The sequence below is a fragment of the Acidobacteriota bacterium genome (genome assembly GCA_028875575.1).
In the GTDB taxonomy this organism is placed as follows: Bacteria; Acidobacteriota; Terriglobia; order Versatilivoradales; family Versatilivoraceae; genus Versatilivorator.
The window spans coordinates 1-23,829 of the sequence record JAPPDF010000087.1; the positions used below are offsets into that span (position 1 = coordinate 1).

At 61.8% G+C, this 23,829-nt stretch carries 23 protein-coding genes; 15 read left to right on the top strand and 8 right to left on the bottom strand.

Annotated features, from left to right (window positions below):
- Positions 1–314 precede the first annotated feature (314 nt).
- Both OXI69_13700 and OXI69_13705 read left to right on the top strand, forming a co-directional pair.
- Positions 315–1,859, top strand: coding sequence for a sodium/solute symporter (locus tag OXI69_13700; GenBank protein MDE2667194.1), 1,545 nt, complete (start codon positions 315–317; stop codon positions 1,857–1,859).
- Between the two features lie 51 nt (positions 1,860–1,910).
- A complete protein-coding gene (locus OXI69_13705; protein MDE2667195.1) occupies positions 1,911–3,866 on the top strand; it encodes an Nramp family divalent metal transporter in 1,956 nt (651 codons plus the stop codon).
- 206 nt (positions 3,867–4,072) lie between these two features.
- Here the strand turns inward: OXI69_13705 and OXI69_13710 are convergent, their stop codons facing one another.
- The 3 genes from OXI69_13710 to OXI69_13720 all read right to left on the bottom strand — a co-directional run bounded on the left by OXI69_13710 (position 4,073) and on the right by OXI69_13720 (position 5,475).
- Positions 4,073–4,477, bottom strand: a complete 405-nt coding sequence (locus OXI69_13710) for a type II toxin-antitoxin system VapC family toxin (GenBank protein MDE2667196.1) — start codon at positions 4,475–4,477, stop codon at positions 4,073–4,075.
- The gene (locus OXI69_13715; protein ID MDE2667197.1) at positions 4,474–4,725 is read right to left on the bottom strand and encodes a type II toxin-antitoxin system prevent-host-death family antitoxin; all 252 of its coding nucleotides are present in this window, start codon (positions 4,723–4,725) and stop codon (positions 4,474–4,476) included. Before OXI69_13715 ends, OXI69_13710 begins: the two co-directional genes overlap by 4 nt.
- Positions 4,726–4,794: 69 nt before the next feature.
- A complete protein-coding gene (locus OXI69_13720; GenBank protein MDE2667198.1) occupies positions 4,795–5,475 on the bottom strand; it encodes an SOS response-associated peptidase in 681 nt (226 codons plus the stop codon).
- A gap of 163 nt (positions 5,476–5,638) precedes the next feature.
- Here OXI69_13720 and OXI69_13725 point away from each other — a divergent pair, with 163 nt between their 5' ends.
- From OXI69_13725 to OXI69_13750, 6 genes are all read left to right on the top strand, one after another.
- Complete coding sequence (locus OXI69_13725) at positions 5,639–6,514, top strand: xanthine dehydrogenase family protein subunit M (GenBank protein MDE2667199.1); 876 nt, start codon at positions 5,639–5,641, stop codon at positions 6,512–6,514.
- 2 nt (positions 6,515–6,516) lie between these two features.
- A complete protein-coding gene (locus OXI69_13730; protein MDE2667200.1) occupies positions 6,517–6,999 on the top strand; it encodes a (2Fe-2S)-binding protein in 483 nt (160 codons plus the stop codon).
- A complete protein-coding gene (locus OXI69_13735; protein ID MDE2667201.1) occupies positions 6,996–9,290 on the top strand; it encodes a xanthine dehydrogenase family protein molybdopterin-binding subunit in 2,295 nt (764 codons plus the stop codon). Before OXI69_13730 ends, OXI69_13735 begins: the two co-directional genes overlap by 4 nt.
- A 104-nt stretch (positions 9,291–9,394) precedes the next feature.
- Positions 9,395–9,658: a MoaD/ThiS family protein gene (locus OXI69_13740; protein MDE2667202.1), complete on the top strand. Its 264-nt coding sequence runs from the start codon at positions 9,395–9,397 to the stop codon at positions 9,656–9,658.
- A 3-nt stretch (positions 9,659–9,661) separates the two neighbouring features.
- Positions 9,662–10,504: a hypothetical protein gene (locus OXI69_13745; protein MDE2667203.1), complete on the top strand. Its 843-nt coding sequence runs from the start codon at positions 9,662–9,664 to the stop codon at positions 10,502–10,504.
- A 179-nt stretch (positions 10,505–10,683) separates the two neighbouring features.
- Complete coding sequence (locus OXI69_13750; protein MDE2667204.1) at positions 10,684–13,185, top strand: methyltransferase domain-containing protein; 2,502 nt, start codon at positions 10,684–10,686, stop codon at positions 13,183–13,185.
- On the opposite strand, the gene OXI69_13755 is transcribed toward OXI69_13750, so the two are convergent.
- Entirely contained in the window at positions 13,182–13,994 is an 813-nt protein-coding gene (locus OXI69_13755; protein ID MDE2667205.1) for a metallophosphoesterase, read from the bottom strand. The two genes, OXI69_13750 and OXI69_13755, sit on opposite strands and share 4 nt — an antisense overlap.
- A 419-nt stretch (positions 13,995–14,413) precedes the next feature.
- Between OXI69_13755 and OXI69_13760 the strand changes: the two genes are divergently transcribed.
- Genes OXI69_13760 through OXI69_13770 form a run of 3 tightly spaced genes read left to right on the top strand, consistent with a single transcriptional unit; the run spans position 14,414 to position 17,241 of the window.
- Positions 14,414–15,550, top strand: coding sequence for a Re/Si-specific NAD(P)(+) transhydrogenase subunit alpha (locus OXI69_13760; protein MDE2667206.1), 1,137 nt, complete (start codon positions 14,414–14,416; stop codon positions 15,548–15,550).
- A 9-nt stretch (positions 15,551–15,559) separates the two neighbouring features.
- Complete coding sequence (locus OXI69_13765) at positions 15,560–15,859, top strand: NAD(P) transhydrogenase subunit alpha (GenBank protein MDE2667207.1); 300 nt, start codon at positions 15,560–15,562, stop codon at positions 15,857–15,859.
- Entirely contained in the window at positions 15,856–17,241 is a 1,386-nt protein-coding gene (locus tag OXI69_13770; protein MDE2667208.1) for an NAD(P)(+) transhydrogenase (Re/Si-specific) subunit beta, read from the top strand. The genes OXI69_13765 and OXI69_13770 overlap by 4 nt, the downstream gene beginning before the upstream one ends.
- A gap of 243 nt (positions 17,242–17,484) precedes the next feature.
- Here OXI69_13770 and OXI69_13775 read toward each other — a convergent pair whose 3' ends face one another.
- The 3 genes from OXI69_13775 to msrB all read right to left on the bottom strand — a co-directional run bounded on the left by OXI69_13775 (position 17,485) and on the right by msrB (position 19,374).
- Complete coding sequence (locus OXI69_13775; GenBank protein ID MDE2667209.1) at positions 17,485–18,288, bottom strand: symmetrical bis(5'-nucleosyl)-tetraphosphatase; 804 nt, start codon at positions 18,286–18,288, stop codon at positions 17,485–17,487.
- Positions 18,289–18,389: 101 nt separating this feature from the next.
- Positions 18,390–18,878 (bottom strand): hypothetical protein, encoded by a 489-nt coding sequence (locus tag OXI69_13780; protein MDE2667210.1) that lies wholly within the window; start codon positions 18,876–18,878, stop codon positions 18,390–18,392.
- A 100-nt stretch (positions 18,879–18,978) separates the two neighbouring features.
- Entirely contained in the window at positions 18,979–19,374 is a 396-nt protein-coding gene (msrB, locus tag OXI69_13785) for a peptide-methionine (R)-S-oxide reductase MsrB (protein ID MDE2667211.1), read from the bottom strand.
- 73 nt (positions 19,375–19,447) lie between these two features.
- Here msrB and OXI69_13790 point away from each other — a divergent pair, with 73 nt between their 5' ends.
- The 4 genes from OXI69_13790 to OXI69_13805 all read left to right on the top strand — a co-directional run bounded on the left by OXI69_13790 (position 19,448) and on the right by OXI69_13805 (position 23,099).
- On the top strand, positions 19,448–19,711 hold the full coding sequence (locus OXI69_13790; GenBank protein ID MDE2667212.1) for a hypothetical protein: 264 nt from the start codon (positions 19,448–19,450) through the stop codon (positions 19,709–19,711).
- Between the two features lie 46 nt (positions 19,712–19,757).
- Positions 19,758–21,575 carry a M2 family metallopeptidase gene (locus OXI69_13795; protein MDE2667213.1) on the top strand — a complete coding sequence of 606 codons (1,818 nt, stop codon included), beginning with the start codon at positions 19,758–19,760 and terminating at the stop codon, positions 21,573–21,575.
- A gap of 102 nt (positions 21,576–21,677) precedes the next feature.
- The gene (locus OXI69_13800; protein MDE2667214.1) at positions 21,678–22,541 is read left to right on the top strand and encodes a sulfurtransferase; all 864 of its coding nucleotides are present in this window, start codon (positions 21,678–21,680) and stop codon (positions 22,539–22,541) included.
- A gap of 57 nt (positions 22,542–22,598) precedes the next feature.
- Complete coding sequence (locus OXI69_13805) at positions 22,599–23,099, top strand: SufE family protein (protein MDE2667215.1); 501 nt, start codon at positions 22,599–22,601, stop codon at positions 23,097–23,099.
- Positions 23,100–23,108: 9 nt separating this feature from the next.
- On the opposite strand, the gene surE is transcribed toward OXI69_13805, so the two are convergent.
- A complete protein-coding gene (gene surE, locus OXI69_13810) occupies positions 23,109–23,795 on the bottom strand; it encodes a 5'/3'-nucleotidase SurE (protein ID MDE2667216.1) in 687 nt (228 codons plus the stop codon).
- Positions 23,796–23,829: the final 34 nt, after the last annotated feature.

The following is a 23,829-nucleotide window of genomic DNA, read 5'->3' on the forward strand; positions in this document are numbered from 1 at the left end:
ATCACTCCCCCCTTGAGGGGGAGTCGGCGAGGCAAACGCGGCGTCCCTTCGACCAGGCCGCAGCATGCAGCCGAGCCGGAGGGGGGCCAACGCGGCGCCCCGAAAGCGAAGCCCGCAGTCGAACCGGTGGGGGGCCCAGACTCCGAAGTTCGTTAGAGGCCCCTGTTTCACTCTCGTATGATCCGCACTACACGGCGGGTCCTCCCCTGACCTCGTCTTCCATTAGGAGCCCCAATGGAATTCGTGTAAAATCCGAGCCCGAGTCGGCTCTGCACACATTCCGAGCGTGAAGCTTCCTCAATCTAAGAGCCTCAATGGACCAGCCGCTCTTTTCCTCCCTCGACTATTTCCTCATGCTGGCCTACATCCTGCTGGTGGTGGGTGTGGGGGTCTGGGTCGGCCGCGGACAGCGCTCCACCAAGGAGTACTTCCTGGCGGGCCGTTCCATGGGCTGGTTCCCCATCGGGATCTCCACCATCGCAAGCCTCTACAGCGCCATCAGCTACATGGGAGGCCCCTCCGAGTACCGCAGCTACGATCTGCGCCTCACGGTAGGCATTTTTTCCATGATCCCCACGGCCGTGGTGGTCATGCTGGTCTTCATGCCCTTCTTTCATCGACTGCAGGTCTACACCGCCTACGAGTACCTGGAAAAGCGGTTCAACGTGACCGTTCGCGCCCTGGCCAGCGCCGTGTTCGTCATATGGAGGATCCTGTGGATGGGGACCGCCGTCTACGTGCCCTCACTGGTGCTGCACACCATCACCGGGTTTCCCCTGATTCCCATGATTCTGCTGGTGGGCGTGGTGGCCACCCTCTACACGGTGGTCGGAGGAATGCGGGCCGTGATCTGGACCGACGTGGCCCAGTTCTTCGTGCTCTCGGCGGGTTCGGTGCTGGCCCTCTGGGTGGTGGGCGCTCACGTCGGGGGGCTTGAGGGCATCTGGTCGGTGGCGGAGCAGGGAGGCAGAACCCGAATTTTCGATTGGACGCCGGACCTCACCACCCGGGTCACCTCCTGGGGAGCCCTGATCGGCAGCCTGGTCGCCAATCTGGGAATGTACGGGGCCGACCAGGTCAGCGTGCAGCGCTATCTTGCGGCCAAGTCGCTGAAAGGCATGCAGAAATCATTCATTCTCAACACGGTGGGCGGTTGGGCCATGGGATTCCTCATGATCGGGATCGGTCTGGGACTCTATTCCTTCTATGCCCTGCATCCCGGGAACCTGCCGGCCACCATCGGCGGAGACAAGGTCTTCCCCTATTTCATTGCTACCGAGATGCCGCTGGGCTTGCGGGGCATGATGATCGCCGCCATCCTGGCGGCTGCCATGTCTTCGATCGACTCCGGTCTCAACTCCTCGGTCACGGCGCTGATCACCGATTTCTTCAAGCGCTTTGGCTGGCTGACTCGGGGAGGCTCGGCTTCCCAGGCTGAAGTGGCTCGGCGAGAGTTGAAAATCTCCCGAGCCCTGACCATGGCGTTGGGCGTCGTCGTCACCGTGCTGGCCTGCTTCGTGGGAGCCCTGGGCACCATTATCGAAATCGCCAACAAGCTGGTGAACAGTTTTGCCGGACCCATGCTGGGGATATTCATTCTGGGCATGATGACCCGCAAGACCGAATGGCGCGGAGCCTTCTGGGGCCTGCTGGCGGGCACGGTGGTCACGGCCTACTGCATCCTGGACAACAGCGTTTCCTTTCTCTGGTTCGGCCCCATCGGGGCGTTGGTCACGGTGCTGGCCGGGCAGGCCGTCAGCGCGGTGCTGGGCGGGCAGAAGACGGACCGGTCCGACCTGGTCTTCCAGTTTCGGCGCGGCTGGTGGCAGAGGGCAACCTCCGAGTCGGCGGAAGAATAAGAAGAGGCGTCAGAGCAGGGAGCAGTTTCTTTTCCAGCCGCAACACTCCTTATGAACAACTCCTCCCAACCCAATCCATCCATGGACCCCGGCATCCCCTCCTGGAGCCGCGGAGACCTTCCTCCATCCCCCCGTTTCGGATGGCGCCAGATCACATCCCTCATCGGTCCGGGGGTCGTCATGGTAGGAGTGTCGATCGGAGCCGGAGAGTGGCTCTTCGGTCCGGCCGTGACGGCGCAGTATGGCGGGACGCTCCTCTGGCTGGGTGGTTTGAGCATTCTCATGCAGTTGTTCTACAACCTGGAGGTGATGCGATACACCCTCTACTGCGGAGAGCCGGTGCACGTGGGGTTCTGCCGATCCTGGCCCGGCCGCCGTTTCTGGATTCCCTTCTATGCGGTCCTGGAGTTTTCCAGTATCTGGCCCTTCATGGCCTCCAATGCGGCGGTGCCCCTGGCGGCCGCCATGCTGGGCCATTTGCCGGGCGCAGGGATGACCAGTTGGCTGGGCTTCGACATGTCGGAAGCGGGTCTGGTCAAGCTGCTGGGCTATCTCATCTTCATCCTGGCCTTTGTGCCCTTGATCTTTGGGGGAACGGTCTACCGCTTGATCGAACGTCTCATGACCGCCAAGATGGTCATCGTGCTGGCTTTCCTCACTTTCACCTCGCTGTTCATGGTTTCGGGGCGCAACGTTGGGGAGGTCTTCAGCGGATTCTTCCGGGTCGGCTCGGCGCCATTACGGGCTGCGACAGTCATCGCCGACGGGCACTTCACCCTGAGCGCCCGGGAAGCCGGGACCGCCTATACCATCCGTGGAACCATGGAAAACGGCAGGCCGGTGGCCCTGTCATTTGCCGTGGATCGGGAAGGGAACCTGCAGACCTTCGGAATTGGAGATCCGGTTCCCCCCGCACTCGAAAATCGGCGCAGGCGCATGCTGGAACAGGCTGGAAGGCTGGCTCGAAGAGGAGGGTTCTACCTCGAGGTCATAGAAGGGACAGCCGTCTTGTCGGCCGAAGGCAGTATCGCCGCCGACCGATCCTGGGTCCCCACGGCATTTTTTGTGAAGCGGAACGGACTGGTGGAACGCTTCGAGAGCCTGGAGGAGCGTCCTCCGGCCTTTGCCCGCCGCCTGGGAGAACTGGTGGACCGCCAGGGCCTGGAACTGGTGAGCCTGATCGGGTACGCCCGCGAACATGGACGACTGCCTTACCTGGAGTGGGCCATGCTGGCCGGGCTGGCGGCCATTGCCGGCGCCGGCGGCCTGTCCAACAGCCTCTTCTCCAACTATACCCGGGACAAGGGCTGGGGCATGGGGGCCCGGGTGGGGGCCATCCCCAGCGCCGTGGGAGGAATGACCATCAGCCTCTCCCACGTGGGCGAGGTTTTTGCCATCAGCCGGGAATCCCTGCAGCGGTGGAGGGGCTGGCTTCACCAGATTCGCCGGGACCAGGCCATCTGGGTGATTGGCAGCTTCCTGGGCATGGCCCTCCCCTGCATGCTGTCGCTGGAGTTCATCCGCAACGCTCCCATTTCGGAAAACCGGGTGGGCGCCATGGTGGCCGACGGTCTGGCTTCCCGCTACCCGGATTTCGGCTATATCCTGTGGCCGCTGACCCTGCTGATCAGCTTCCTGGTTCTGGCTCCCAACCAGATCCACTCGGGGGACAACATCGCCAGGCGCTGGACCGACATCATCTGGACGGTGAGCCGCCGGGCCAGGACCCTGGGAGGAAACCAGGTCAAGTTCATCTACTATGGAATCCTGCTGGCCTATGGGATCTGGGGCCTGTTTGCCCTCTCCCTGTTCAATCCACTCCAGATCGCCAAGGTGGGGACGGTGTTGATGAACGTGGCCCTGGGAGCCAGCTCGCTGCACGTCCTCTACGTCAACCACTCACTGCTGCCCCCCGAACTGCGTCCGGGCTGGATCAGCAGGATCGGTCTCGTCTGCTGCGGCCTCTTCTTCCTGGGAATCACCGTCATCGTGATCTTCAAGGTGTGATCGCACCGGCCTCAAAACAAAGAGTAGTCACTGGTCGAGTTCAAGATCTGTTGCGGGCCTTGGAGGGCAATCTCCAGGGGTTGTGCGCCCAATATGAGTAGAGGGGTGGGCTTCAGTATGTGGAGGCAAGGCAGCAGGAATGGCGTAGAAGCCGCCAGGGCGGGAATTGACAAACCGCGCCAATCGTAGCGCCTGCCTGCACTTGGCTATTTCACCAGCGCCAAGCCTTCGTTGAGGGCGGCTTGTCTGAGCCTGTCGTCCAGCGTGGCCAAGGCAAGCCCGGTACGTTTAGCCAGTTCCAGATAGATAGCGTCGTAAATGGACAGTCGGTGAGTCCTGGCCAGGGCGAATACGACATCCAGGCCTGGCTCCGAATCGGTACGCAGAGGCAGTGCTCTCAGACTGGTCAGACGTTCGTCGACCTCATCGGCCCGGATACGGGCACGGCGCTCTCCCACCAGGAGCGAATTACGCACCTCGAGCATCCAGTGTTGCGGCACCAGAGCTTGTTCATTCTTGAGTCGCGTCAGAACAATTTCCGCTCGCGGATCCGACTCGTCATCGAACAGCCAGGCGACAGCGACTGATGCATCAAGGACAAACCCGCTCAAAACCGGTGTCCTTCATGGCGAGCGGCGAGGATCTCCTGAGTGGACATTTTGGTTTTCCTCCACCCGCGACGACGTTCCAGGAATCGTTCCACCGCTTCCCGTCTTCGGGCGCATTCCTGATCCTGAGCCGGGACCAGATGTGCTACTGTCCTTCCATGACGCGTGATGGCGATACTCTCCCCGGTCTCAACCGTCCGGAGAAATTTGGCCAAATTTGCTTTGGCTTCGGTAGCTTGAATTGTACGCATTTTTTTCAGTCCAACTGGTTATTTCAACCGGTCATATTGTTCCAAATCATATCACGCTTCCCGGTCAGATCAGATATTTTTGGAGAGCGAATCCAGAATCCCCGGGTCGTCATTGGCGACGCGGTTCACCCGGGTGCTGACGGCCCGCGGCTCGAAGGGGCCCCCGCACGGTTCCCGCACCAGGTCGAGTAGTTGCGGCAGCGGCGCGGCGGGATCGAGCCACTGGTCGAAACGGCTGGGAGGAATAATGGCCGGCTGCCGCTGGTGGATGCCGGCCAGGTCCGGCGTGGCGGCGGTGGTGATGATGGTGAAGGACTCGACCGGTTCTTCCGCCTTGTCCCAGAGCTCCCAAAGCGCGGCGAAGGACAGGGGCGATCCCTCTGCCATGGCAACGAACCAGGGCTGCTTGGCGGGACCGGCCCGCTTCCATTCGAACCAGCCGTTGGCCGGCACCAGGCAGCGACGAAAGCGGAAAGCGGCGCTGAAGGAGGGTTTGAAGTGAACGGTCTCGGCCCGGGCGTTGATGAGGCGTGCGCCCATCCGGATGTCCTTGGCCCAGGAGGGCACCAACCCCCAGCGCAACCGGGCTACGGTGCGGCGACCCCTTTCGTCGAGGCGACAGACGGCGAAGTCCTGGGTGGGAGCGCCGTTGTAACGGGGGCGGTGGTTGAGCAGGGGGGCTTGTCCGGACAGTGAGTAGAGGTGGTGAAGCTCCTGCCAGGTCATTTGCTGGGTGAATCGGCCGCACATGGTGTTCTTCCGTTGGCAATGTTACATTTTTGGCGGGAGGGGTCAACTTCGCCATAAAGTCGATTGCATGCGGGCCTTGCGATCCGTAAAATAGCGCTGTCCAATCTATTGGTTTTCCTCGAAGAGTTCGAGTTGAGAGTTGTTGAGAAAGTGAGGGACCCTATTGCAAGCTTTTGACTATGTTGCGCCCAAGAGTTTATCGGAAGCGGTGAGCTTGTTGGAGCAGAAGGGTGAGCGGGCCCGCGTTTTGAGCGGAGGGACCGACCTGATCGTTCAGGTGCGGGAGAACAGGCGGGATGTGGATCTCATTGTGGACGGCAAGAAGATTGCCGAGCTCATGGAGTTGTCTTTCGATTCCCAATCGGGACTGACCCTGGGTGCTTGTGTTCCCTGTGTCCGCTTTTACGAAGACCCCCGAATTTCGCAGCTTTATCCCGGTCTGAACGACGCCGCCCTGCTGATTGGAGGCACACAGATTCAGAACCGGGCTTCCTTCGGCGGCAATCTTTGCAATTCGTCGCCAGCGGCCGACTCCATTCCTGCCCTGATTGCCCATTCGGCCGTCTGCCTGATTGCCGGATCCGGAGGCACCCACACCGTTCCGGTTGAAGATTTCTGCACCGGTCCGGGAAGGAACGTGCTGGGGCCCAAGGAGTTGCTCGTTTCCTTTCATGTGCCTCCACCCCCCAAGCACTTCGGCGCCCACTACCTGCGCTTCATTCCGCGAAACGAAATGGACATCGCCGTGGTCGGCTGCGGGGCTTCGCTGGAGATGGAATCCGATCTTCGCACCGTCAAGAAAGCGCGAGTCTCCCTGGGAGCGGTGGCTCCCACGCCGCTGCTGGTCGCGGGGGCGGCTGCCGCACTGGAGGGCAGGGAACTGGACGACGGTGCTATCGAGAAGGCTGCGGCTGCCGCGCGGGCGGCGGCCCGACCCATTACAGACATGAGGGGTACCGAGGAGTATCGGGTGCACCTGGCGGGAGTTTTAACCCGGCGCGCACTCCAGAAATCGTTAGAACGGGCCAAGGAGGATTGAGAATGGCGGCGAAAGTTCATGTGGCAGCAACCATTAATGAAGAACCAGTCGAGTTCCTGTGCGAGCCCAGGCAGAGCCTGTTGGAGGTCTTGCGGGACGAGTTGAAATTGACCGGCAGCAAGGAAGGATGCAACAACGGAAACTGCGGAGCTTGCAGCGTCATCCTGGATGGGTTGCTGGTGGACGCCTGTATCGTGCTGGGCGCCGAGATCGACGGATGCACGGTGGAAACCATCGAGGGACTGATGGGATCGGAAGGTCTGCATCCGCTACAGCAGACGTTTCTGGAGAACGCCGCACTGCAGTGCGGCATTTGCACACCGGGTTTCATTATGGCCGGCAAGTCCCTGCTGGAAAAGAATCCCCAGGCGAGCGAAGGAGACATCCGTCACTGGTGTGCCGGAAACCTCTGCCGCTGCACCGGCTATGACAAGATTGTACGTGCCATCCTGGATGCCGAACCCCAACTGGAGGTGAAGAAATGAACCCCACCGAGGTAATGGAACCAGCAAAAACGGAAGTAAAAAAGAAGTACAAAGTCATAGGCACCAGGCCCATTCGCCATGACGGAGTGGACAAGGTCACGGGAAGGGCAGTCTATGGCGCCGACGTTCAGTTGCCGGGCATGCTCCATGGAAAGGTGCTCCGCAGCCCTCACGCTCATGCCCGGATCAAGTCCATCAACACCGAAAAGGCCGAGGCCCTCTACGGCGTGAAGGCGGTCATGACGGCAGCCGATTTTCCCGACTCCGGGAGTCGCACCGCCAACCTGGGGGAATTGGGTGAGGTCCCCTTGAAGCCGATGTGCGACAACGTGATGGCCTCGGACAAGGCGGTCTACCACGGACACGCCGTGGCGGCGGTGGCGGCGACCAGCCCGCACATTGCCGAGGAAGCTCTCAAGCTGATTGAAGTCGACTACGAGGTGCTGCCGCCGGTCATGGACGTGCTCAAGGCCATGGATGAGGATTCTCCCCTGCTGCACGAGGATCTCTACACCGACGAGCTGGGAGAGAAGAGCTCCAAGCCCAGCAACGTGGCCTCTCATTCCCGGCATGTCAAAGGCGATGTCAGCCAGGGGTTCGCAGCCGCCGACCACGTATTGGAACGGGAATATCGCTGCGCCACTGTCCACCAGGGCTATATCGAACCCCACGCGGCCACGGCCATGTGGAATCCCGACGGCTATCTGACCATGTGGGTGACCACCCAGGGCGCGTTTACGGTTCGCACCAGCGTGCACCAGATCCTGGATATTCCGGTCTCCAAGCTCAAGGTCATTCCCACCGAGATCGGGGGCGGTTTCGGCGGGAAGATCCCGGTATACGGGGAGCCGGTGGCCGCGGTGCTCTCTCGGAAAGCCAGGCGCCCTGTCAAGGTGGTGATGGATCGGACCGAAGTCTTTCAGGCAACCGGACCTACCTCGGGTTCCTATATCAAGCTGAAGATGGGGGTCACCAACGAGGGGCGCATCACGGCGGCCGAGACCATGCTGGCCTACGAGGCCGGCGGCTACCCCGGCTCCATCGTGGCCCTGGGGGGGATCTGCATGTTTGCCCCCTACAACATCGATCACACCACCATCGACATGTACGACGTGGTGGTCAACAAACCCAAGACGGCGGCCTATCGGGCGCCGGGCGCTCCCAATTCGGAATTCGCCGTCGAGTGCATGCTCGACGAGTTCTGCCAGATCCTGGATATGGATCCCATGGAGATTCGGCTGAAGAACGGAGCCAAGGAAGGCGATATCCAGTCCCACGGGATTCCTCATCCTCGGATCGGATGTCTGGAGACCACCGAGGCGGCCAGGGACTGCGAGCACTACCAGACCCCGCTGGAAGGGCCCAATCGGGGCCGCGGGGTAGCTTCAGGTTATTGGGTCAATGCGGGCCTGACCTCGAGCGTCACGGCGCGGCTCAATGGCGACGGCACCGTCACCCTGCAGGAGGGTTCCACCGACATCGGAGGCACCCGGACCTCCATCGCCATGCAGTTGGCCGAGGTCCTGGGGATTCCAGTGGAGGATGTCGTTCCTTCGGTGGTCGATACCGATTCGGTGGGCTATACCGAGGTTACGGGAGGAAGCCGGGTCACCTTCGCCACGGGATGGGCGGCTTACAACGCCGGTCAGGCCATCAAGAGCCAGCTCATCGAGCAGGCGGCCGAGATCTGGAAGGTCGACAAGGACCAGGTGGCTTTGGCCGACGGAGTGATCACAACCACCAACGGCGATTCCAAGTCCATGACCATCAAGGAACTGGCGGCCGACCTCAGCCAGAAGGGCATCGACGTCGGGAGCCGCGAGACGGTCACTCCCCAGAATCACGGGGGAGCCTATGCCACCCATGTGGTGGACGTGGAGGTCGATCCCGATACCGGAAAGGTCACCATCCTGCGGTACACGGCCGTTCAGGACGCCGGGAGAGCCATTCACCCCAGCTACGTGGAAGGCCAGATGCAGGGCGGAGTGGTTCAGGGCATCGGCTGGGCTCTCAACGAGGAGTACTTCTACAATAAGGACGGGCTCTTGATGAACGCCAGCTTCCTGGATTACCGCATGCCCACCAGCCTGGATCTGCCCATGATCGAGACCATCATCGTGGAAGTGCCCAACCCGGGACATCCCTACGGTGTGCGCGGGGTGGGCGAGGTGCCCATCGTCCCGCCCCAGGCAGCCATCTCCAATGCCATCGCGCGGGCTGTCGGGGTGCGCCTGGGCGATCTTCCCATGTCTCCCCAAACGGTGGTGAAGGCGCTGTCGGCCAAGAGCTGAGGGGATGTGATCTTCAGACGAAGCAATCGGGCTCGAGGCCGGGGAAGCGGCTTCGAGCCTTTTTTGTGACTGGAGCCGGCCGGCAACAACTGAGAGGCGACATCATGGCTATTGTCCACATCCCGGCTTTGCTGCACTCCCTGACCGGCGACGTCAGGAAACTGGAAGTCGAGGGGCGGACGGTGGGAGACTTGATCGACCAGCTGGAGCTGCTTTATCCGGGGATTCGGGACCGCCTGGTGGAGAACGGTCATCTCCGGTCGGGCCTGGCAATCTTCGTGGACGGGATGGTCCGGCGGGAAGCTCTGGAGTACGAAGTCCCTCCCGAGAGCGAAGTGCTGTTCGTCCCGGCGGTTGCCGGCGGGTGAGCCATGAGCCAGGCGAGCGAAGGAACGTCGGGAAGTGAGGCGCTGCCCGCGAGGGAGGAACTGGCCGAACTGCTGGAAAAGGCGCGGCGGCTTTCGGCCCAAACCAGGAGTCTGATCGACCAGGCCCTGGCTCGAGGGATCAGCCACCGTTTGAAGGCGGACAGCACCTTTGTGACCGAGGTGGACCTGGCCGTGGAAGAGCATGTGCGGTCGGCCTTGAGCGATTGGTTTCCCTCCCATGGCATTTTGGGCGAGGAATTCGACGCCTGCAACCCGAATGCGGACTACCAGTGGATTATCGACCCCATAGACGGAACCCGCAGCCTGCGCCATCGAGTCCCGCTGTTCGGAACCGTTCTGGCTCTGCATTTTCGCGGCCATCCGGTCGTGGGCCTGATCGACCTGCCGGGTCTCGAACGCTGTTACAGCGGCGCACTGGGCTTGGGAGCCTGGTGCAACGGCCGCAGGCTGCAGGTTGCCGACCTCGCCCGAGACGACGCTCTCGAGCAGGAGATTCTGTCGGTTGGAGAGAGAGCCCAGTTCCACAAGGCAGGCAAGGCGGACGTGCTGGAACAACTCTATCGGTCCCATCCCAGTGTTCGGACCTACTGCGACTGCTTCGGTCACTGCCTGGCCCTGGAAGGCTCGGTGGGCGCCATGATCGATCCCGATTTGCGCCTCTGGGACGTGGCGGCCACGCCGGTGTTGGCCCTCGAAGCCGGTTGCCGGTTCCATTGGTTGCGTCGGGATGAGGAGCGCCGCAAGGGCGGCTGCTACGATGTGGTGTTCGGCAAGCCCAGGGTAGTGGATTGGGTGATGCGGCTGTGGAACGGGCAGCCGTATTAGTGGAGAGTGGAGAGTGAAGAGCTGCGAGACCACGAGACGCTTTGGGCCTCGATCAAGTGGCTCTCCACTCACCACTCACCACTCTTCACTTTTCACCCAATTGCGCTGCCGTCCCATGCGACGAGGCGGCTCATAAGGGGCGAAACTGGGGTGTTCCAGGCAAGCCCAGGGAGACCATGATGTTGGAGCTCAAGCAAGACCAGCGTCTCTATCTGCCGGACCTGTCCCACCTGGAACTGGAGGGCCTGCAGTTCTTTATCGATGGCGAGGAGCCCAACTGGTTGGCTACCGGCCGGAGGGGAGCCAGGCTGCTGGAATGGTTGCGAGAGCCCCTGACGGTTGGCGCCTTGAGCCGGCGCTATGCGGAATGGCTCCAGATGGATGCCGCCAGGTCCTGGCTGCACGTGCATTCCTTTGTCCGCGACTGTCTTCGAACGGGCATGGTGTCCTTCACGCCCTTCGAGCGCGCTCCCTATGCCGGTCGCTCGGCCCATCTGAGCGTGGACAAGCTCTCCGAGGTCTGGATCCACACCAACAACTCCTGCAATCTCTCCTGCACCCACTGCCTGGTCAGCTCGTCTCCGGCAGAGGACCCGGGGCTCCCTACCTCTCAACTGCTCCATATCATCGACCAGGCCTGCGAGTGCGGGGTGGAGCGCTTCTACTTCACCGGAGGAGAGCCCTTTGCGCGTCCTGATATCTTTGAGCTGATCGGGGCGGTCACGGAGAACAAGCAGGCCGAGCTCATTGTCCTGACCAACGGGATGCTGTTCCAGGGAAAGCGGCTGGATCGGGTCGCCCGGTTCAGCCGGAAACGGCTGCGGCTTCAGATCTCGCTGGACGGCGCTGTGGCTGAAACCAACGATCGCTACCGTGGTCGCGGCACTTTCGACAGGATTTCCGAAGGGACCCGGGCGGTGGCCGGTCTGGGGTTCCCGGTTTCCCTGACCACCGTGGTCACCCGTGACAACCTGGAGGAGCTGCCCCTGATCACGCGCATCGTCAAGGATTGGGGAGCGCAGTCCCAACACCTGATGTGGATGCACCGGCGGGGGCGGGTCCTGGAGACCGAGCAAGATGCATTCCCCTCCTTCGAGGATCTCATAGGAGTTGCCAGGGCCACCGCTCAAGAGGCCGCAAGGCTGGGCGTCAGGCTGGACAACCTGGAATCCTTGAAGCTTCGGGTCAACGGACGGCCGGGGATCAAGCACGATCTGGGAAACCAGTTCTGGGATTCCCTGTGCGTTTATTCCGACGGTACCGTCTATCCTTCGGCGGCTTGCGCCAACCACAAGCCCCTGGCCGCCGGCGTGGTCATCAACGGTAATTTGCGGCAGATCTGGCAGGACTCTCCGGTGGCCCGACGTTTTCGTCAGGCCTCGGTTGCGAACAAGTCCTGGCTCCGGGAAGACCCTTTCCGATTCATCCTGGGCGGTGGAGATATCGAGCACAGTTATTTCTTCAGCGCCGACGGGGCCGGGTCCGGGGATCTGCATGCCCCCGACCCCTACTATGAGGTCTACCGTACCTTGGCCCAGGACATCATGGTCGAGTTGGCTCGGGAGAAACAGCGCAGCCTGAACGGAAGTTCGGGCATTGATGCACCGGCGGTCTATCATTCGATGGGCGAAGGCGCCGTGGCCTGCGGCACCGACAGGAATCAAATCGATGTGGGCAGCCGGACCGCAGTAGCCACCCTTCACTCCAACTGCGTGCTGGCCTTCGATATCGAACGGTCCCGCCAGGTGGTGCGGCAGTTCTACGCCAAGGCCGCCGAGAAGCCACAGGCGGAACTCTGCTGTTCCAAGGAGCTGGATCCGGCCGAGGTGAGCCATATCCCCAAGGAAGTGATGGACCGCTCTTACGGTTGTGGTTCTCCAATTGCCCTGGCTCAACTGGTTTCCGGAGAAACCACCCTGGACCTGGGATCGGGAGGCGGCATCGATTGCTTCATCGCCGCCCGGAAGGTAGGCCCCTCGGGAAGGGTCATCGGCGTGGACATGACCGACGAGATGCTGGCCGTGGCCAATCGAAACCGGACCGCCGTAGCCGAAAAGCTGGGCTACGACGTGGTTGAGTTTCGGCGGGGCTTTCTGGAACAGATCCCGGTGGAGAGCAAGACCGTTGACCTGATTACATCCAACTGCGTCATCAATCTCTCACCCGACAAGAAAGCGGTCTTTCGCGAAGTGTGGCGGGTGCTGAAGGATCACGGTCGCATCGTGGTGAGCGACATCGTCAGCCGGGAATCCGTTCCCGACCACCTGCGGGTCAATCCCAGGTTGTGGGGCGAGTGCCTGTCAGGAGCACTGACTCAAGAGGAATTCATGACCTACCTGGAACAGGCGGGGTTCCACGGGCTTCAGATCCTGAAGAGGGACTACTGGAAGACAGTCGAGGGGTGCACTTTCTACTCCGTGACACTGCGAGGTTTCAAGTTCGAAGGGTCCGCCGAGAGTCGCTTCACCGGGCAGCGGGCCATCTATCTCGGACCGCAAAAGGCGGTCATGGACGAGGAAGGGCACCTCTTCCCGCGCAACGAACCGGTTGAGGTTTCCACCGATACGGCTGCCAAGCTCAGCCGACCCCCCTACCGGGGGGCGTTCCTCATTCTGGGGCAGGGTCAGGGACTGCCCCTGCTCGAGGAAGACAGCTGTACCCCCGACAGTTCCTGCTGTTAGACCGGGGACTCCAATTCCCACACCTCGGTGCTTACCGATCCGTCATCCTTCACGGTAACCACGCGGTACTGTGGGGGGAATAGCTTCAAGTGCGGGGGCCCCTCGTCATAGCTCAACCGATAGGTGATGGACCCTGTGCCGAAGACGGGAACGTGTCCGATGCGCGTTTCCCAGGGGTAGTGGGTGTGTCCGTGGAACACGGCCGTGACCGAAGAGTCGCGAATCAGGTTCTGCAAGCGCGGTAGATCTTCCGGGGTCATCCTGTCGAACATCTCCACCCCCACGTGGACCGGAGGGTGGTGGGTGAGGATGATGGTGGGAACCGATTGCTGCAGTTGCGTTTCCAGCCAGGCGAAGGCGCTCGCCTCCAGAGTGTAGACGTCGGTCTTCCATGCTCCCCAGTCCAGACTTAGAAAACGGATGCCCCCAACCTCCCAGCTGTAGTTGAACAGGCCGTGACGGGGTCCCCGGGGGAAGATCCTGGCCCTGCAGGCGTCGCGGTCGTCGGCGTTGCCCGGAATGTAGTACCAGGGCAGGTCCAGGCCGTGAGCGCGAGAAACGAGCGGACCCGGCGCCGGAGCGTCACCCTCCAGTCCATAGATGGCGCGGGCGCCTTCGTAGGAGTCGGGGCGTGAGGAGGTGCAGATCATGTCGCCCGTGTGGGCGATGAAGGCGGCTCCATGGCGATCGTGGCGGGCAATGTGGGCCAGGGCCGCGCTCAGGGCGCGTCCCGATGCATAGAGATACAACAGGGTGTCGACCGTTTCGCCCACGTGGGAGTCTGTGATGTGGATGAATTTCAGTGGCAACGCTTCTCCTCGGACTGAAAAGCGAAATTTGGACGCTGCCGAACAACCGATCGGCAGCTATTTGCTCGGGTTCAACCGCTTGCCGGCGTGGCACGCATTGTTGCAGAAATCGGCGACTCCTTCCAGAGTCTTTTGCACCGGTTCCTCCGCCTGATGTTCCAGGGTGGCTGCGGGGCCGTTCCGGAATCCACGAAGGTTAAATAGGTGACGAAAGACTCGGGGAATTCAACGGTGGATCGAAACACCGGTTTCGAAGAAGTGACAATAGTCCGGCTCGAGATTTTCTTCAGTCACCGGATTGCCTTCGGGTATGATGGCCGGTTCCGGGTCGAAGCCAAGGGCAAGGCCATTTCTTCAGGCCCGATGGCAGTGAGCCGCTGTCCGCCGGACCGGTTCCGGCCGCTCGGAGGGTTCTGTCCATGAAAATCGCCGTACCGAGGGAACGCGATCAGGAGGAGCGCCGGGTAGCCTTGATCCCCGACCACGTGGAGCAGCTGGTCCAAAAGGGGATACAGGTTACGGTGGAGGCCTCAGCGGGAGCGGGCGCCGGCTGCCCGGACGAGGCCTATCGATCCGCCGGGGCCGAGGTCTCTTCCCAGCGGGAGAGCATGCTTGCGGCTGCCGACCTGGTTGTCGGTGTTCGCATCCTTCCGGCGGAGGATGTGGCCCGCCTTGGAGAGGGGTGTCTTTCCATCAGTTTCCTGGATCCCTTCCAGGCATCCGAGTTGATTGAACTTCTGAGTAGTCGAGGAATCAGCGCTGTCAGCATGGAGCTGATTCCGAGATCCACCCGGGCCCAGAAAATGGATGCCTTGAGTTCCCAGGCCAGCCTGGCGGGGTATGTGGCGGTGATCCTGGCGGCCGAAGCCCTGGACAAGATTTTCCCCATGATGACAACTCCGGCCGGCACCATATTGCCGGCGCGGGTTTTCGTGCTCGGCGCGGGAGTGGCGGGTCTTCAGGCCATCGCCACGGCCAAGCGGCTGGGGGCGCGGGTCGAGGCTTACGACACGCGGCCCGTGGTGGAAGAGCAGGTCAAGTCGCTGGGAGCCCGCTTTGTAAAGATCGAACTGGGCAGCACGGGAGAGACCAGGCAAGGCTACGCCCGGGCTCTCTCCAAGGAGCAGTTGGGCCTGCAGCAGGAGGCGCTGGCGGCTGTCTGCGCCCAGTCGGATGTGGTGATTACCACCGCCCAGGTTTTTGGCCGCCAGGCCCCTCGATTGATCACCGGGCAGACCCTGAGCCGCATGAGACCGGGCAGCGTGGTGGTGGATCTGGCCGTGGAGCGGGGGGGCAACGTGGAGGGTTCGGAGGTGGATCGAATCGTCGAGACCGGGGGCGTGAGGATCATCGGCCTGGCCAACCTTCCCGGCCGTGTCGCTGCCCACGCCAGCCAGATGTATTCCAGCAACCTTTTCCACCTCATCGAAGAATGCCTGCACGAAGGTGAGCCCCGTCTAAATCTGGATTTGAATCACGAGGTGCTTGGCGCCTGCCTGGTTACCCACCGAGGTCGCATCTTGTATGAGGGTATCAACCCGTCCGTCAATCGCTGAGGAGAGTCCATGTCCGCGGACCTGATCTTTTTGATGTTCATCCTGATGCTTGCCGTCTTTCTGGGTCTCGAGTTGATTTCCAAGGTGCCGGCGACGCTGCACACTCCGCTGATGTCGGGGTCCAACGCCATTTCCGGGATTACGCTGGTCGGAGCCCTGCTGGCCGCCGGGGCCGCCGACAGCACGCCCCTCAGCATCGGTCTGGGCACGGCCGCGGTCACGCTGGCCACCATCAACGTGGTCGGGGGGTACCTGGTGACTCAGCGGATGCTGTCCATGTTCAAGAGGAAGCGCGGGGACCGGAAGTGAGCGTTACCATCCAACTGGCTTACCTGCTGGCGGCCTTCCTGTTTGCCCTGGGTCTGAAGTTGATGAGTTCCCCCGACACGGCCCGCTGGGGGAATCTGGCCTCTGCCTGTGCCATGCTCCTGACGGTGGTCGTCACCCTCCTCCATACGGAGGTGGTGGAATACCAGTGGATCCTGCTGGGAGTTCTCATCGGTTCGGCCATAGGATCCCTTGCGGCAACCCGCCTGCAGCTCACCGAGATGCCGGAACTGGTGGCGCTGTTCAACGGCTTTGGCGGGGGAGCCAGCCTGCTGGTGGGCTGGGAAGCCTACCATCGCCAGCCGCTTCAGGACCCGTTGGGTGCGGTGACCATCCTGCTGGCGGTCGTGATCGGCGGGGTCACCTTCAGTGGCAGTCTGGTGGCCTGGGGCAAGCTGAAGGAGATCGGTTGGCGATCCTTTCGCCTCAACAGGCCGTTGCTTTTCCCCGGTCAGCAGCCGATCAATTTCCTGTTGCTGGCGCTTCTCTGCCTGGGCGGCGTGCTCTACGGTCTCGATTCCCCGGAGAGCCAGACGCTGTTCCTGTTCCTGATGGGCTTGGCCTTTCTGCTTGGCATCATGGTGGTGGTCCCCATCGGCGGGGCCGACATGCCGGTGGTCATCTCGCTTCTCAACAGCTATTCCGGGCTGGCAGCATGCGCGGCAGGATTTGTGATCTTCAACAACATCCTGATCGTGGCCGGTGCGCTGGTGGGAGCCAGCGGTCTCATACTGACCAACATCATGTGCAAGGCCATGAACCGGTCTCTCACCAACGTGCTGTTCAGCGGGTTCGGAGCCGTTGCCGGGAAAGGCGGCAAACAGGTCCATGGCGAGCCCCGACCCATCTCGGTCGAGGACGCCTACTTCATCCTGGAAGCGGCCCGGTCGGTGGTTTTCGTGCCGGGCTACGGCCTGGCGGTCGCCCAGGCCCAACACGGGGTGATGGAGCTCGGGGAGATCCTGGAAGACAATGGCTGCGAAGTCCGCTATGCCGTACATCCGGTCGCCGGCCGGATGCCGGGACATATGAACGTCCTGCTGGCAGAGGCCAACGTGTCCTACGACCTTCTGGTCGAGATTGACGACGTCAATCCCACCATGGAGACGGTGGATGTGTGTGTGGTGATTGGCGCCAACGACGTGGTCAACCCCGCCGCCAGGGACGACGCCGAGAGTCCCATTTACGGAATGCCGATCATCGAGGTTGACCGGGCCAGGGTGGTGATTGTGTTGAAGCGTTCGATGGCAGCCGGTTTTGCGGGAATTGAAAACCCCCTCTTCTACAAGGACAACACCCGCATGCTCTTCGGAGATGCCAAGAGCAGCCTGAACGCGGTGCTGGGGGAGTTCAAAAGGAGTTAACCCGCATTTCTCACCAAGTCGCTGGAGGCATTACAAGAAGTAGATTATCTTCAGCACCTTGATTGGCTCCATGTCAAGGGCTTGCGCATCACAGACGGCCCTGGGCATGCCCTGGCTTGTCCTTTCCCTTTCAGCGCACACATGCTCCCTCGACCGTAGAAACCGCTACGCTCTTCGGTCGCGAGCACGCGCTGAAGGGGAAATTCCTGCGCCATGATCATGCCCCCTGGTGAGAAATGCGGGTTAATCCACATATTCCTGTTGAAAAATCCTGCCGTCCTCCAATCGCATGGCCGTCAGCGGCCCTCCGCGGACACAGTTGCTGTCGAGGCCTGCGGTTCCGGGCGCCTGGTGCAACCCCAGGGCGGCCCAATGCCCGAAAAGGACGGTGGCGGAGCGGTTGCGCCGGCCGGGAAACGAAAACCAGGGGATGAGGGAGTCGGGCATCTCCGACAGTGGGCCCACGAAGGTGTGGTCCATGCTCCCGTCCGGGTTGAGCGTCCTCAGTTGGGTCATGGCACGGAGCGCCGCCGCCAGTCGCAATAATTCGGATTCTTCCTCCTTGATTGCCGACAGGTTCCTCGCCGTCAGGCACTGCAACAGCTCCGCGGCTCCCGGCCCCCTCAGGCGCCGTCGAACTTCCTCTCCCAGTTGGAGTGCCCGATCCACCGTCCATTCCGGCAACAGTCCGGCGTGAACCAGGACATACCCTCCTTCGCGGTGAACCAGAGGCCGGCCTCTGAGCCAGGCGAGCAATTCCTCGCGGTCCCCGGCAGCCAGTATCGAGCTCAGTTGAGGGTTCTTCAGGGAAGATCGAACTCCCAGGCCACAGGCCAGCAGCTTGAGGTCGTGGTTTCCGAGAACGCAGACGGCTCGATCGCCTAGATTCCGCGCCCAGCGGAGGACCTCCAGGGATCTCGGTCCGCGGTTGACCAGGTCGCCCACCAGCCAAAGTCGATCCCGGCCGGGGTCGAACCGGATGGCTTCCATGAGGCGCTGCAGGGTCCGGAAGCATCCGTGAATGTCGCCGATCGCGTAAATAGCCATGGCATGGAAGCAAAACTAGAGCGGCGGTGCCCCTTCGGTGGGGCAGGGCTGCCGGCCTCCCGGCTACCGGATGATGAGAGGCCTCAGCTTTGGAGAGGGTATCAGGCCCGCTTCAGCCCGGATCGCAGCAACCATAAAAGTCCGGCGCCAAACTTGACCAGATCGGTCACAGTGTAGGCAAGGTGGTAACGCCAGAAGGCATCCATCTGTGGCGGTGGCGGAGATCGGGGGATGAAGTCGACCTGGCGTCCGATTTCGACAAGGGACGGCGTCACCCAAAGTGTCAGAATGGCTGCCAACAACCAGATTGCGCCCAGCAGACCCAACTCGAAGCGGTCAGCCGCCAGGCGCCAGCTCAAGATCAGGATCACCCCTCCAAGCATCAACTGGGACCAGCCCCAGACGGTGAAATAGAAGCGATTGAGCTCGGAGGCCAGGAAACGCAGGGCGACGCGCGCCTCGTCGGCGGGCAGGGGTTCCAGCCTTTGGTGGAATTCGGGATGGGGGCTGCTCAGAACCGCATCCACCCGACGGAAGTTTTCGGTGGCGACCAACCAGAGGAATGCCGTGCCCATCAGCCATGCGCCCATCAGGGACCATCGAAGGGAATTGGCAAGATGGGGGTGGAACATTGCCTGGAATGGCTTCGAGCGGGAGGGGTGCTTCCAACGGGTCTCTGATTGCCTCTCCCTATTCCGTCTTGAGGTTGAGAGCCGCCGAATTCATGCAGTAGCGCAAGCCGGTCGGCCTGGGGCCATCATTGAAAACGTGTCCCAGGTGGGCGTCACAGCGATTGCACAGGACTTCCGTCCGGACCATGCCGTAAGCCCTGTCCGTTTCGGTGCGGATGTTCTCGGGAGCAATGGGCTCCCAGAAGCTCGGCCAACCGGTTCCCGAGTCGTACTTTGTGTCGGAGGTGAACAGGTCGATTCCGCAGCACACGCACTGGTAGATGCCGGTCTCCTTGGCGAAATTGTACTTCCCGCTGAAGGCGAGCTCGGTTCCTCCCTTGCGGGTCACGTTGTATTGCAGGGGCGTGAGTTGATTGCGCCAATCCTCCTCGGACTTGACTACCTTTTTCACCATGACCAGCTCTCCCTTCTCTACCGAAAAAATGCTGACGGTTGCGAGTGGACCGGCGCTGTGAGACGGAGAGGCCTTGGACAGTGGCTCGGTCCTGTTCGAACCGGCCTCGCTCGTGCAGCTGATCGATCCGGCACCAAGGGGCAAAGCCATCATGAAGACGATGGTGTTGAAGCCCCGCATGATTGGCCTTTCGCTGGGGTTCGGCTGGACGCGCTTGCCCCTTTCAGTCCACTCCAACCAGTCTATTTTGCCTGCTCCGGAAGCACAAGGGACAATTGGAACGAGTGTTAGAACCGGTGAAGACAAAAATATTGAGGGAGGCGAATCCAGATTATAAACTGAGTGGACCGTTCGGCCTGAGCGGCCGGAGAAGGAGTGATTCCTTGAAGAGATTGATGCTGGTCATTGGGGGCGTCATGGTCCTGGCGTCCGGATCGTTTTCGGGGCTGGCCGGATCGCAGGACGCAGCCGAGTCCACCTCGTCCGCGGCGGAAGAGTTCGTGCGCCAGGCGGAGGAACGCCTGCTGGGGCTCTGGACCGAGGCCGCCCGCGCCAGTTGGGTCCGGTCGACCTATATCACCGGAGACACCCAGGCTCTGGCTGCAGTGGCCAGCAAGCGGGCCATCGAGGCCACCGCCAGGCTGGCCAAGGAATCGTCGGGCTTCGAAACGGCCGGTTTGCCGAGGGAACTGGCAAGGAAACTGGAGCTGCTTCGACTGTCGCTGACGCTGGCCGCTCCTCCCGACCCCAAGGCCAGCGAGGAGCTCACTCGGCTGGTGACATCAATGGAATCCACCTATGGAAAAGGGAAGGTTTGCGGGGAGGCCGGCGACGAGTGTCGGAACCTGCAGGATCTATCCCGCATCATGGCTTCCAGCCGGGATCCGAAAGCGCTGAAAGCAGCCTGGACTGGCTGGAGAGGTATTTCTCCTCCAATGCGAAGGGATTTTCAGCGGTACGTGGAACTGGCCAATCAGGGAGCCCGCAGCCTGGGATTCTCGGATACGGGCGCCATGTGGCGGGCCAAGTACGACATGCCTCCGGAGGCCTTCCTTCGAGAGCTGGATCGCCTGTGGGAGCAGGTGCGACCATTCTATCTCTCGCTGCATGCCTACGTGAGACAGCGGCTGAGAACCCACTACGGGCCGGAGGTGGTTCCCGCCGACGGTCCCATTCCGGCTCACTTGCTGGGCAACATGTGGGCGCAAACCTGGTCCAACGTCTTCCCGCTGGTCGCGCCGCGGGAAACCGATCCGGGCTTCGATCTCACCGAGATTCTTCGGTCTCGAAAGACGACCCCAAGGCAGATGGTCTCCTACGGAGAGGGATTTTTCAGTTCGCTCGGATTCGCCCCCCTGCCGCAGAGCTTCTGGGATCGATCCCTGTTTGAAAAACCCCGCGACCGGGAGGTCATCTGCCATGCCAGCGCCTGGAACGTGGATGCGCGCGAGGATTTGCGCATCAAGATGTGCATCGACATCACCGCCGAGGATTTCAATGTCATCCACCACGAGTTGGGTCACAACTACTATCAGAGAGCCTACAGCCAGCAGCCGGTCCTCTTCAGGGAAAGTGCCAACGACGGGTTCCACGAGGCCGTGGGTGACACCATTGCACTCTCCATCACTCCGCCCTACCTGGTAAGGCTCGGGTTGCTGGATCAGGTGCCCCCGTCGTCAAAGGACCTGGGGTTGCTGCTGCGCCAGGCGCTGGACAAGATTGCCTTCCTTCCCTTCGGCCTGCTGGTGGATCAGTGGCGCTGGAAGGTATTCTCCGGTGAGATTCCGCCCGACCGCTACAATCAGGCCTGGTGGGAGCTGAGAGGCAAGTACCAGGGCATCGCTCCCCCAGTGGCTCGTAGCGAAGACGACTTCGACCCGGGCGCCAAGTACCACGTGCCGGCCAACGTACCCTATACCCGTTACTTTCTGGCCCAAATCCTGCAGTTTCAATTCCATCGGGCCCTGGCTCGGGAAGCCGCCTGCGAGGACAGCCTCCATCGATGCTCCATTTACGGGAGTGAGGCTGCCGGCAAGCGCCTGCGTGCCATGCTCGCCATGGGGGCCAGCCGGCCCTGGCCGGAGGCGCTGGAGGTGTTGACGGGAGAACGGGATATGGATGCCACCGCAATTCTGGAATACTTTGCCCCGCTGCAGAAGTGGCTGGATGAACAGAACAAGGGCCAGCCGGTAGGTTGGTAGGGCCCGCTCAAGGGCAATTCGGTACCGAAGAGGGGCGGATCGAAGGACGACCGGCAAAGTCTATGGTATAACTCTGAAAAACATTACAAGGAGGGACGCGTTATGTCTGCCATTGAAGAACGAGGATACGCCAGCACGGACGCCCTGGTGTCGACCGAGTGGGTGTCGGAGCATCTGAACGATCCCAATCTCAGGTTTGCCGAATCCAACGAGGACCCGCTGCTCTATGCCTCCGGGCACATTCCGGGAGCGGTGGAAGTCGATTGGACCCGAGACCTGAACCACCCTCTGCGGCGGGACTATCTCGACAAGTCGGGGTTTGAAGACCTGATGAGGCGGATCGGGGCCACCCGGGAGACGACGGTGGTGCTGTACGGCGACAAGAGCAACTGGTGGGCCTGCTATGCCTTCTGGGTGTTTCAGTTGTTCGGGCATACCAATGCCAAGATCATGGACGGGGGCCGCCTGAAATGGCAAAGCGAGGGGAGGCCGCTGGTGACCGAGGCCGCCATCTATCCCACCACCAGTTATCAGGCTCCGGAGAGGGATGACAGCAACGTCCGTGTCTTTCGAGACCAGGTGCTGGAGCATGTCCAGGCCGGAAGACCCCTGGTGGATGTGAGAAGCCCGGCGGAGTATACCGGCGAACGGCTGCACATGGAGGCCTATCCCAACGAGGGCGCCTTGCGTGGCGGGCACATTCCGGGAGCCGCCAACATCCCCTGGGCCCGCGCCGCCAACGAGGACGGCACCTTCAAGACCGCCGACGAGTTGCGCGCTATCTACACGGGTGAAAACAATCTGCAAGCCGGGGACGATATCGTCGCCTACTGCCGGATCGGGGAGCGCAGCAGCCACACCTGGTTCGTCCTGACCTACCTGCTCGGCTTCCAGCAAGTCAGAAACTATGACGGGAGCTGGACGGAGTGGGGCAACCTGGTCAACGTGCCCATCGAAAGACCATAAGCCGCAGTTCCCGGCCAGGTTAACGCGGTCGCAGGCCGCAGGTAAACCCGGATCATCATGAACGCATACCCGGAAAAACTGGCGATGTTGCTGGAGTATCTGGACCTGTCGGGCGACCGCGACGAGCGCATCCAGATGCTCATCGACATCGCCTCCCGGTTCAAGTCGGTTCCGGAATTCATTGCCACACGTCCCTTTTCCAAGACTCACCTGACGCCGGCCTGCGAGTCGGAGGCCTACGTCTGGTGCGAAGAGCTCCCCAGCCAGTCGCTGAAGTTCCATTTCGCCGTGGAGAACCCCCAGGGGATCTCTGCCAAGTGCATGGCCGTCATCCTGGACGAGACCCTGTCCGGAGAGTCGGCCTCCAGCCTGGCCCGGGTGCCCGGTGAGGTGGTCTATCGAATCTTCGGCAAGGACCTCTCCATGGGGAAGAGCATGGGTTTGATGGGGATGGTCTCCATGGTGCAGGCCTGCGCCAAGCGCTACCTGGCGTCCGGGCACGCCGACCGACTGCTCGGAGAGAGTAGCGCCGCAGGCGCCGTCTCCGCGGGACCCTGAGGCAGCAGTTCAGCCGAGCCGAACCAGGGTGACGGCGATATCCCCCCGAAAACAGGCTTCCACGTCCGTTCCCGGGTCATACCGTCTCCGGTGGTAGTTTCCGTTGTACAGAAAACCGGTGCCTTCCATTCGAAACGTGATCGGAAGGGGGGACATATCCAAGGGACAGTAGACGGTTTGTGGGTCGGGGCAGCCGGGTTCCAGGTGAGGCAGATTGATATTCCAGAAGGTCCCAGCGGCCCAGGGGGCCTGTAACAGCTTTCTTAGAAGGGGCCGCACCCATCGGGCCGAGCGGTTCCAGTCGATGGGAAGGTCTTTCTTGCAGTACTGAGAAACGGCGATGCCCGGCACGCCCTCCAGCACGCCTTCCCGAACGGCCGCTACCGTGCCGGAATAAAAGACATCCGCACCCAGGTTCCCTCCCTGATTGATTCCCGATAACACGCAATCGGCATTGGACGCCAGTTGGCGCAGGCCGATACGTACACAGTCGGCGGGCGTTCCCGAGAGGCTGTAGCGCGAGAGGCCGCGAGCCTCCACCCGGATGGGCTCATGGGTGGTGACTTGGTGGCTGCAGCCCGACAGCGGTTCCTGGGGCGCCCCCACCACGCATCTCCCCAGACCCTCGACCGCCTTGATCAGTGCCTGGAGCCCGGGGGCATCGAAGCCGTCATCGTTGGTGAGGAGAAATTTCATGAACAGGAAGTCAAGACAACAGCCGGCGCATTTC

What these genes read in the sequence shown, in the direction of transcription:
- OXI69_13700 (MDE2667194.1), top strand. Translation starts at nt 315, where the DNA reads ATGGACCAGCCGCTCTTTTCCTCCCTCGACTATTTCCTCATGCTGGCC.
- OXI69_13705 (MDE2667195.1), top strand. Translation starts at nt 1,911, where the DNA reads ATGAACAACTCCTCCCAACCCAATCCATCCATGGACCCCGGCATCCCC.
- OXI69_13715 (MDE2667197.1), bottom strand. Translation starts at nt 4,725, where the DNA reads ATGCGTACAATTCAAGCTACCGAAGCCAAAGCAAATTTGGCCAAATTT.
- OXI69_13720 (MDE2667198.1), bottom strand. Translation starts at nt 5,475, where the DNA reads ATGTGCGGCCGATTCACCCAGCAAATGACCTGGCAGGAGCTTCACCAC.
- OXI69_13730 (MDE2667200.1), top strand. Translation starts at nt 6,517, where the DNA reads ATGGCGGCGAAAGTTCATGTGGCAGCAACCATTAATGAAGAACCAGTC.
- OXI69_13735 (MDE2667201.1), top strand. Translation starts at nt 6,996, where the DNA reads ATGAACCCCACCGAGGTAATGGAACCAGCAAAAACGGAAGTAAAAAAG.
- OXI69_13740 (MDE2667202.1), top strand. Translation starts at nt 9,395, where the DNA reads ATGGCTATTGTCCACATCCCGGCTTTGCTGCACTCCCTGACCGGCGAC.
- OXI69_13745 (MDE2667203.1), top strand. Translation starts at nt 9,662, where the DNA reads ATGAGCCAGGCGAGCGAAGGAACGTCGGGAAGTGAGGCGCTGCCCGCG.
- OXI69_13750 (MDE2667204.1), top strand. Translation starts at nt 10,684, where the DNA reads ATGTTGGAGCTCAAGCAAGACCAGCGTCTCTATCTGCCGGACCTGTCC.
- OXI69_13760 (MDE2667206.1), top strand. Translation starts at nt 14,414, where the DNA reads ATGAAAATCGCCGTACCGAGGGAACGCGATCAGGAGGAGCGCCGGGTA.
- OXI69_13765 (MDE2667207.1), top strand. Translation starts at nt 15,560, where the DNA reads ATGTCCGCGGACCTGATCTTTTTGATGTTCATCCTGATGCTTGCCGTC.
- OXI69_13775 (MDE2667209.1), bottom strand. Translation starts at nt 18,288, where the DNA reads ATGGCTATTTACGCGATCGGCGACATTCACGGATGCTTCCGGACCCTG.
- OXI69_13780 (MDE2667210.1), bottom strand. Translation starts at nt 18,878, where the DNA reads ATGGGCGCATGGCTGATGGGCACGGCATTCCTCTGGTTGGTCGCCACC.
- msrB (MDE2667211.1), bottom strand. Translation starts at nt 19,374, where the DNA reads ATGGTGAAAAAGGTAGTCAAGTCCGAGGAGGATTGGCGCAATCAACTC.
- OXI69_13800 (MDE2667214.1), top strand. Translation starts at nt 21,678, where the DNA reads ATGTCTGCCATTGAAGAACGAGGATACGCCAGCACGGACGCCCTGGTG.
- OXI69_13805 (MDE2667215.1), top strand. Translation starts at nt 22,599, where the DNA reads ATGAACGCATACCCGGAAAAACTGGCGATGTTGCTGGAGTATCTGGAC.
- surE (MDE2667216.1), bottom strand. Translation starts at nt 23,795, where the DNA reads ATGAAATTTCTCCTCACCAACGATGACGGCTTCGATGCCCCCGGGCTC.